The sequence below is a fragment of the Streptococcus sp. 477 genome, from assembly GCF_013277295.1.
Classification (GTDB): domain Bacteria; phylum Bacillota; class Bacilli; order Lactobacillales; family Streptococcaceae; genus Streptococcus; species Streptococcus pseudopneumoniae.
The window spans coordinates 24,303-30,933 of sequence record NZ_VMMQ01000048.1 but is presented as its reverse complement, the minus strand read 5'-3'; the positions used below and the strand labels follow the sequence as shown (position 1 = coordinate 30,933).

At 40.0% G+C, this 6,631-nt stretch carries 7 protein-coding genes; 1 reads left to right on the top strand and 6 read right to left on the bottom strand.

Annotation, left to right across the window (positions count from 1 at the left end):
- Positions 1–488: 488 nt before the first annotated feature.
- Positions 489–1,559 (top strand): tyrosine recombinase XerS, encoded by a 1,071-nt coding sequence (xerS, locus tag HT691_RS06545; RefSeq protein WP_172925305.1) that lies wholly within the window; start codon positions 489–491, stop codon positions 1,557–1,559.
- Positions 1,560–1,773: 214 nt separating this feature from the next.
- Here xerS and pdrM read toward each other — a convergent pair whose 3' ends face one another.
- The 6 genes from pdrM to HT691_RS06515 form a co-directional block, all read right to left on the bottom strand.
- Positions 1,774–3,126 (bottom strand): sodium-coupled multidrug efflux MATE transporter PdrM, encoded by a 1,353-nt coding sequence (pdrM, locus tag HT691_RS06540; protein WP_000278528.1) that lies wholly within the window; start codon positions 3,124–3,126, stop codon positions 1,774–1,776.
- A gap of 10 nt (positions 3,127–3,136) precedes the next feature.
- Positions 3,137–3,397: a hypothetical protein gene (locus HT691_RS06535; RefSeq protein ID WP_023933353.1), complete on the bottom strand. Its 261-nt coding sequence runs from the start codon at positions 3,395–3,397 to the stop codon at positions 3,137–3,139.
- A 13-nt stretch (positions 3,398–3,410) separates the two neighbouring features.
- Complete coding sequence (locus HT691_RS06530; RefSeq protein WP_023933355.1) at positions 3,411–4,679, bottom strand: dihydroorotase; 1,269 nt, start codon at positions 4,677–4,679, stop codon at positions 3,411–3,413.
- Positions 4,680–4,691: 12 nt separating this feature from the next.
- Positions 4,692–5,156: an 8-oxo-dGTP diphosphatase gene (locus HT691_RS06525; RefSeq protein WP_023936889.1), complete on the bottom strand. Its 465-nt coding sequence runs from the start codon at positions 5,154–5,156 to the stop codon at positions 4,692–4,694.
- A gap of 9 nt (positions 5,157–5,165) precedes the next feature.
- Complete coding sequence (locus HT691_RS06520; protein ID WP_172921836.1) at positions 5,166–5,819, bottom strand: uracil-DNA glycosylase; 654 nt, start codon at positions 5,817–5,819, stop codon at positions 5,166–5,168.
- A gap of 61 nt (positions 5,820–5,880) precedes the next feature.
- A complete protein-coding gene (locus tag HT691_RS06515; protein WP_031243543.1) occupies positions 5,881–6,573 on the bottom strand; it encodes a YjjG family noncanonical pyrimidine nucleotidase in 693 nt (230 codons plus the stop codon).
- Between the last annotated feature and the right edge of the window lie 58 nt (positions 6,574–6,631).

The following is a 6,631-nucleotide window of genomic DNA, read 5'->3' as shown; positions in this document are numbered from 1 at the left end:
TCACGGGTGGTTATGACTTTTTACAGATAAGGAATTTTACATACAAATAATTGAACTTTGGTAAAATAAGACTATAATTAAGTTAGAAATGATAAAGCATAAAGCTAGAAAGGAGTTTACTGTATCAAATCTGTACAGTAAGATTAAAATCATGAAAAAGAAAACAATAGCAATTATACAATGTATTTTGTATCTCATAGCTCCTTATATAGCTCTTCAGTTGTGTAGTATTAACAGAAGTTTAATGGGTGAGTTCTTTATGATTTTCTTTATTCTGTTGACTATTTCATTCTGGTTTAGTATTTGGAAACTAGAAAAAGCACTAGCTAATGATTCTCAATAGAAACTCCAAAGACTTAGATCTGTTTTACTCAGGTCTAAGTCTTCTTTAAAAAGCTCTATATCATCTTTCCGAAAAACTATAATTTTCTTGAAAAATAAATAAGTCCATGCTATACTACTAATAGACTTATTTATGGAGAAAATACATGAAACGTGAGATTTTACTGGAACGAATCGACAAACTAAAACAAATCATGCCCTGGTATATTCTTGAATACTACCAATCTAAGCTTGCTGTTCCTTACAGTTTTACAACCTTGTACGAATACCTCAAGGAATATGATCGATTTTTCAGCTGGGTTTTGGAGTCTGGTATCTCAAACACTGATAAAATGTCTAATATTCCTTTATCTGTCTTGGAAAACATGTCAAAGAAAGATATGGAGGCTTTTATCCTTTATCTTCGAGAACGTCCTTTGCTGAATGCCAATACAAGCAAACAAGGTGTTTCTCAGACAACCATCAATCGGACCTTATCAGCGCTTTCCAGTCTTTACAAGTATCTGACCGAGGAGGTTGAAAACGACCAGGGCGAACCTTATTTCTATCGTAATGTAATGAAGAAAGTTTCAACAAAGAAAAAGAAAGAGACCCTTGCTGCCAGAGCTGAAAACATCAAGCAAAAACTCTTTTTAGGTGATGAAACAGAAGGTTTTCTAACTTATATTGACCAAGAGTACCCACAACAGCTTTCAAATCGAGCTCTCTCATCATTCAACAAAAATAAAGAACGAGATTTAGCCATTATTGCCCTTCTCTTGGCATCGGGTGTTCGCTTATCTGAAGCTGTTAATCTGGATTTAAGAGATCTCAATCTAAAAATGATGGTTATTGATGTCACTCGAAAAGGTGGCAAACGCGATTCGGTCAATGTTGCTGCCTTTGCTAAGCCTTATTTAGAGAATTATCTGGCCATTCGAAATCAACGCTATAAGACGGAAAAAACAGACACAGCCCTCTTTTTGACACTCTATAGAGGTGTTCCCAATCGTATTGACGCTTCCAGCGTTGAGAAAATGGTTGCTAAATACTCAGAGGACTTCAAAGTCCGTGTAACACCCCATAAACTGCGCCATACCCTAGCAACTAGGCTCTATGATGCTACTAAATCGCAAGTTTTGGTCAGTCACCAGCTAGGACATGCCAGTACACAAGTCACTGACCTCTATACCCATATCGTCAATGATGAACAAAAAAATGCCTTGGATAGTTTATAATTTTACGTAATATAACTTATGTAAAATATTTATCAAAAAAAGAAGCTGCTAAAAATAAGCAACTTCTTTTTCTTTATATCTGATCCCAGTAAAGTGGTGTGGAATATCAATTGTTTCTATATTTTTGAAGTTCTCATTTTCCTACTACTAATTTAACTATAGCAAAAATAATGCAGATAAGGATTGATATTTTTGCTTGTAGGAATTCTAAAAATCAAGCTTTTCTGGATTCAAATCTCTTCATAATCACAGTTAAACGCCAACGGTAGAGAGCCCCACTTACAATTAGACTAATAATCAAACCGATCCAGTAAGAATAAGCTCCAAAATCTGTTAGAGAGTCGAATACCATAGCTACCGGGAGTGTCACCCCCCAATAACCAACCAAACCAAGGTAAAAAGGAATAACGGTATCCTTATACCCCCGTAAAATTCCCTGAAGAGGTGCTGCAAAGGTATCTGCTAACTGGAAGAAAAGACTGTAAGTCAAAAAACGTGCTGTCAAATCGATAAATTCTGGGTTGTTACCATAAAGACTAGCCACACTTCCCCTAAAAATGTAAAGGAAGGATAAGGTGAAGACCGCAAAAATGAGGGCTGTCCATCTTCCTAGACCAATATAGGTTTTCGCATCATCAAATCGCTTGGCTCCCACTTCATAGGAAACGACAATAGCCATAGCAGATGAGATACTCATAGGAAAGGCGTACATGAGACTTGAAAAGTTCATAGCTGACTGGTGACTAGCGATAATCAAGGACGAGAACTTAGCCATAATCAAGCCAACCACGGAAAAGATAGCCACCTCAGCAAATACAGTCCCCCCAATAGGCAGACCTAAACGAACTCCTTCCTTGATTTTATCCATATTAAGCGGAATTCGTTTCTCAAGATGTAGAGCCTTGAGCTTCTCCTGTTTAAATAGAACCAGAACAGAAATCCCCAGCAAGACCCAGTAGGCCAAGGATGTTCCTAAACCAGCACCAGCACCTCCCAGTTCTGGAACACCAAAGGCCCCGTAAATCAAGAGATAGTTAAATCCACTATTGAGAGGAAGTAACAAAAGCATGAGGTACATGGACAGTTTGGTCAAGCCCAGCGAATCCAGCAAGGAACGAATGACACTAAAGAGCAACAAGGGGATAATCCCGATAGATAAAAACCAAAGATAGCGAACCGCTACTGCTGCCACTGGTGCTTCTAGTCCAATATGATTCAAGATTGGTGGTGCCAAGAAAAGCACCATCCCCAGCAAGACCACAGATAGACCCAAGGCTAGATAGATGAACTGGTAAAAATCAGATGCAACTTCTTCCTTTTTGCCTCGACCAAGATGATGACCAATGATGGGTACCAAGGCCGACACAATTCCTGTTAGAAAGGTAAAGAAAGGATTCCAGATACTGGTTGCCATAGACACACCAGCCAAGTCCATAGTATTGTATTGACCTGTCATTGCAGTGTCAACAAAAGAGGCAGAATAATTGGCAAATTGGTAGATCAGGATTGGGAAAAATATCTTTAAAAATAATACTAACTTCTCTCGTAAACACTTTGTCTTATACATACTTCTCTTTCTATTCTGATTTATCTAAACCAAAGAGTTTCAGACCATATTTTTTCAAACTTAGCGGAGGATTATTAGATTTTGAAGTAGTATGCCAACACGCACATGTACGACAATAATAGCTTCTAACTAAACCTCCATTATCATATTGAACCGCATGGTCAGCTTTTTCTTTAGTTTCATATTGAATTTTAGAACGATTAGCTGCGGGACAGTAAATTCCACTATTAGATTTTGCTTGTCTTTCCCTACGTTTTCGAAAATAATTCATATTCCAACTCCTATCAAGCTTGATAAACGATTTGTCCCTTACAGATGGTATATTTAACTTGCCCTTTTAAGGTTTCACCGATGAATGGTGAATTAGCTGCTTTGGAAGCAAAATGGGAGTCCACAAGGCGGTCAGCCTTGGCATCAAAAATAGTGATATCTGCTGGACCATTCTCAGCCAAGTAACCTGCTTCAAAGTTATAAAGTTTGGCTGGGTTGTAGGTCATCTTTTCAAGCAATTCCATCAAGGTCAATTCCCCAGCTTCTACCAAATAAGTTAAACCGAGGGAAAGAGATGTTTCCAAACCAGTCATACCAGATGGCGCTTTGGTAATATCCTCAATGTTTTTCTCATCTGCATGATGAGGCGCATGGTCAGTTGCGATAACTGTGATGACGCCTGATTTGAGGCCTTCGATAACGGCACGACGGTCTGATTCCAAACGAAGTGGAGGATTCATCTTAGCATTGCTACCTTGTGTCAAAAGGAGCGATTCAGTCTTAGAAAAATGCTGTGGCGCTACTTCTGCTGTGACTTGCGCACCCAAACCTTGAGCAAACTCCACTACTTTAACACTTTCTTCCTTAGACAAATGCTGGATGTGAACATGGGCCTTAGTTGCATAGGCAATCATGACATCACGCGCCATCATAGCATACTCAGCCACCCCAGTCGCACCGCAGATATGGAAATGTTCTTTAGCGATATTTTCATTAAAGCCAAGAATCCCATTCAAACCTGGATCTTCCTCATGAAGACTAATAAAGGTATTAAGCTTTTTAGCTTCTTCCATAGCTTCCTTGACAACTTTACTGCTTTCAAGCGGAATACCGTCGTCTGAGAAACCAACCGCACCAGCTGCTAAAAGTGCCTGAAAGTCTGTCAAATCTTGGCCATTAAAGTTTTTAGTAATGGTCGCAACCGTCTTAACATTAATCTTTTCTTTGGCAGCTGAATCCAGAACTTCTTTTAAAGTCTCTACATCCGAGATAGTTGGACTGGTATTAGCCATCATAACAACCGTTGTAAAACCACCTGCAGCGGCTGCTAGGGCACCAGTATGAATGTCTTCTTTATGAGTTTGACCAGGTTCACGGAAATGAACGTGAATGTCAACCAAGCCAGGAGCAACTACTAGACCACTAGCATCAATCGTTTCTGCTCCTTCTTCCGTGATCTCAGACGCAATTTTGACAATTTTCCCATCTTGAACTAAAACATCACACACTTGATCCAAACTAGACTTGGGATCCATTACACGACCATTTTTGATTAGTAGCATATGCTTTCTCCTTTATTCATAGAAATCAACTTGGGTATCCAACAATTTATCCCCATCATAAACAAACTTGGCTGAAAAGAAGGGTTTATCCTCTAAAAGCCACTTAACAAAGATATGGTCACCTTCCCAAGTTGGCTTACTCAAAACCTCATCATAGGGAACCCATTCTAGCGTTCCCTCGTTGCAGTCAATCAAGTCACCCTCAAACTCTGTCACCTTAAAAACATAGGTGTACCAGTCTAAATCTGGTGTAAATTCAGGAAAAGTGATAACACCTTTTAGAACTGGCTTGGCTTTGAGTCCTGTTTCTTCAAGGATTTCACGCGCCGCGCATTCCTGAGGAGTCTCACCACGCTCTAGCTTGCCACCCACACCAATCCATTTCCCTTCATGGACATCATTGGGTTTCTTATTACGGTGGAGCATGAGCAGTTCTTTCCCGTTATCAATGTAGCAAATCGTCGCTAACTGAGGCATATTTTCTCCTTATCTAAGCCAATCGATTGGCTCTTGTCCAGTCTCTTTTAAAAATGCATTGGCCTTGGAAAAAGGGTTGGAACCCCAAAATCCTCTATAAACTGACAAAGGACTGGGATGGGCTGATTCAATAATCAAGTGGTTAGGATTGGTAACCAAGGTCTTCTTCTTGCGTGCATAAGCTCCCCAGAGTACAAAAACAACTGGTCTATCTAAATGATTAACCACCTGAATCACAGCATCCGTAAAAGGCTCCCATATCTGCCCAGCATGACCATTGGCCTGCCCAGCAGGAACCGTCAAGCAAGCATTGAGAAGCAAGACTCCTTGCTTAGCCCAAGCTGTCAAATCATGAGATTTCTTAACACCGATATCATCTGACAATTCTTTCAAGATATTTTGCAAGGATGGCGGAGCTGGGATAAAATCGGGTACAGAAAAACTCAAGCCTTGCGCTTGACCTGGACCGTGATAAGGATCTTGCCCTAGAATGACCACCTTAACTTCTTCAAGCGGTGTTGTCAAGAGAGCCTGAAAAACCTTTTCCTTGGGTGGATAAACAGTACCCTGAGCATAGACCTGCTCCATAAACTGATTGATTTTCCCGAAATAACCTTCAGGTAATTGCTCCTTAATCAAAGCATGCCAAGACGAGTGTTCCATAGCCAACTCCTTCGTTTTTACTGCCTCTATTATAGCAAAAAGTGGCTATGGAAACCACTTTTTACAGTTTATCTAAATAATCCAGCAAGTCTTGGTAAGAATGGACTTCATAAGTCGGCTGGGCTTGTGTATGATTTTCGAGGCCATGAGGGTTGTACCAGATAGTGGCAATCCCCGCATTATTACCACCTTGAATGTCGGCGGTTAGGGAGTCTCCAATCATCAGCGTCTTTTCTTTGCTAAAACCTGCAATCTGCTGACCGATTTTTTCATAAAAGAGGGAATCAGGCTTTTGTGTTTGCAATCGCTCAGAGATAAAGACTTGATTGAAATAAGGTGCCAGACCAGACTGAGTCAAACGCCCTGTCTGAATGGCAGTTATTCCATTTGTCGCAGCATACAAGTCATAATCACGCTCGATGAGGCTATCTAAAAGTTCATTAGCACCTGAAAAAGTTTGCCCCTGTTGGGCAAGGTAAAATTGGTAACGCTGGGCTAGAAAACTACCATCTTTTTCCTGTCCAAAGTGAGCAAATAGACGAGAAAAGCGCGTGTTAACCAGCTCTTGTTTACTGATTTTCTTTTGCTCCAAGTCCTTCCAGAGAGCCTTGTTCATAGGAACATAATAGTCTTTATAAGCATGAATATCTGCAACCCCTTCTTCTTTTAGAAGTTGCGTTAAAGCCACATCCTCAGCAGCATCAAAATCAAGCAAAGTGTGGTCGAGGTCAAAAAATAGAAATTTGTAGGACAATTTGAGGTTTTCCTTTCTAAGATAAACAACTTTCACTTCATTCGGTTGTTTAATGTAA

What these genes read in the sequence shown, in the direction of transcription:
- HT691_RS06535 (WP_023933353.1), bottom strand. Translation starts at nt 3,397, where the DNA reads ATGAATTATTTTCGAAAACGTAGGGAAAGACAAGCAAAATCTAATAGT.
- HT691_RS06520 (WP_172921836.1), bottom strand. Translation starts at nt 5,819, where the DNA reads ATGGAACACTCGTCTTGGCATGCTTTGATTAAGGAGCAATTACCTGAA.
- HT691_RS06525 (WP_023936889.1), bottom strand. Translation starts at nt 5,156, where the DNA reads ATGCCTCAGTTAGCGACGATTTGCTACATTGATAACGGGAAAGAACTG.
- pdrM (WP_000278528.1), bottom strand. Translation starts at nt 3,126, where the DNA reads ATGTATAAGACAAAGTGTTTACGAGAGAAGTTAGTATTATTTTTAAAG.
- HT691_RS06530 (WP_023933355.1), bottom strand. Translation starts at nt 4,679, where the DNA reads ATGCTACTAATCAAAAATGGTCGTGTAATGGATCCCAAGTCTAGTTTG.
- xerS (WP_172925305.1), top strand. Translation starts at nt 489, where the DNA reads ATGAAACGTGAGATTTTACTGGAACGAATCGACAAACTAAAACAAATC.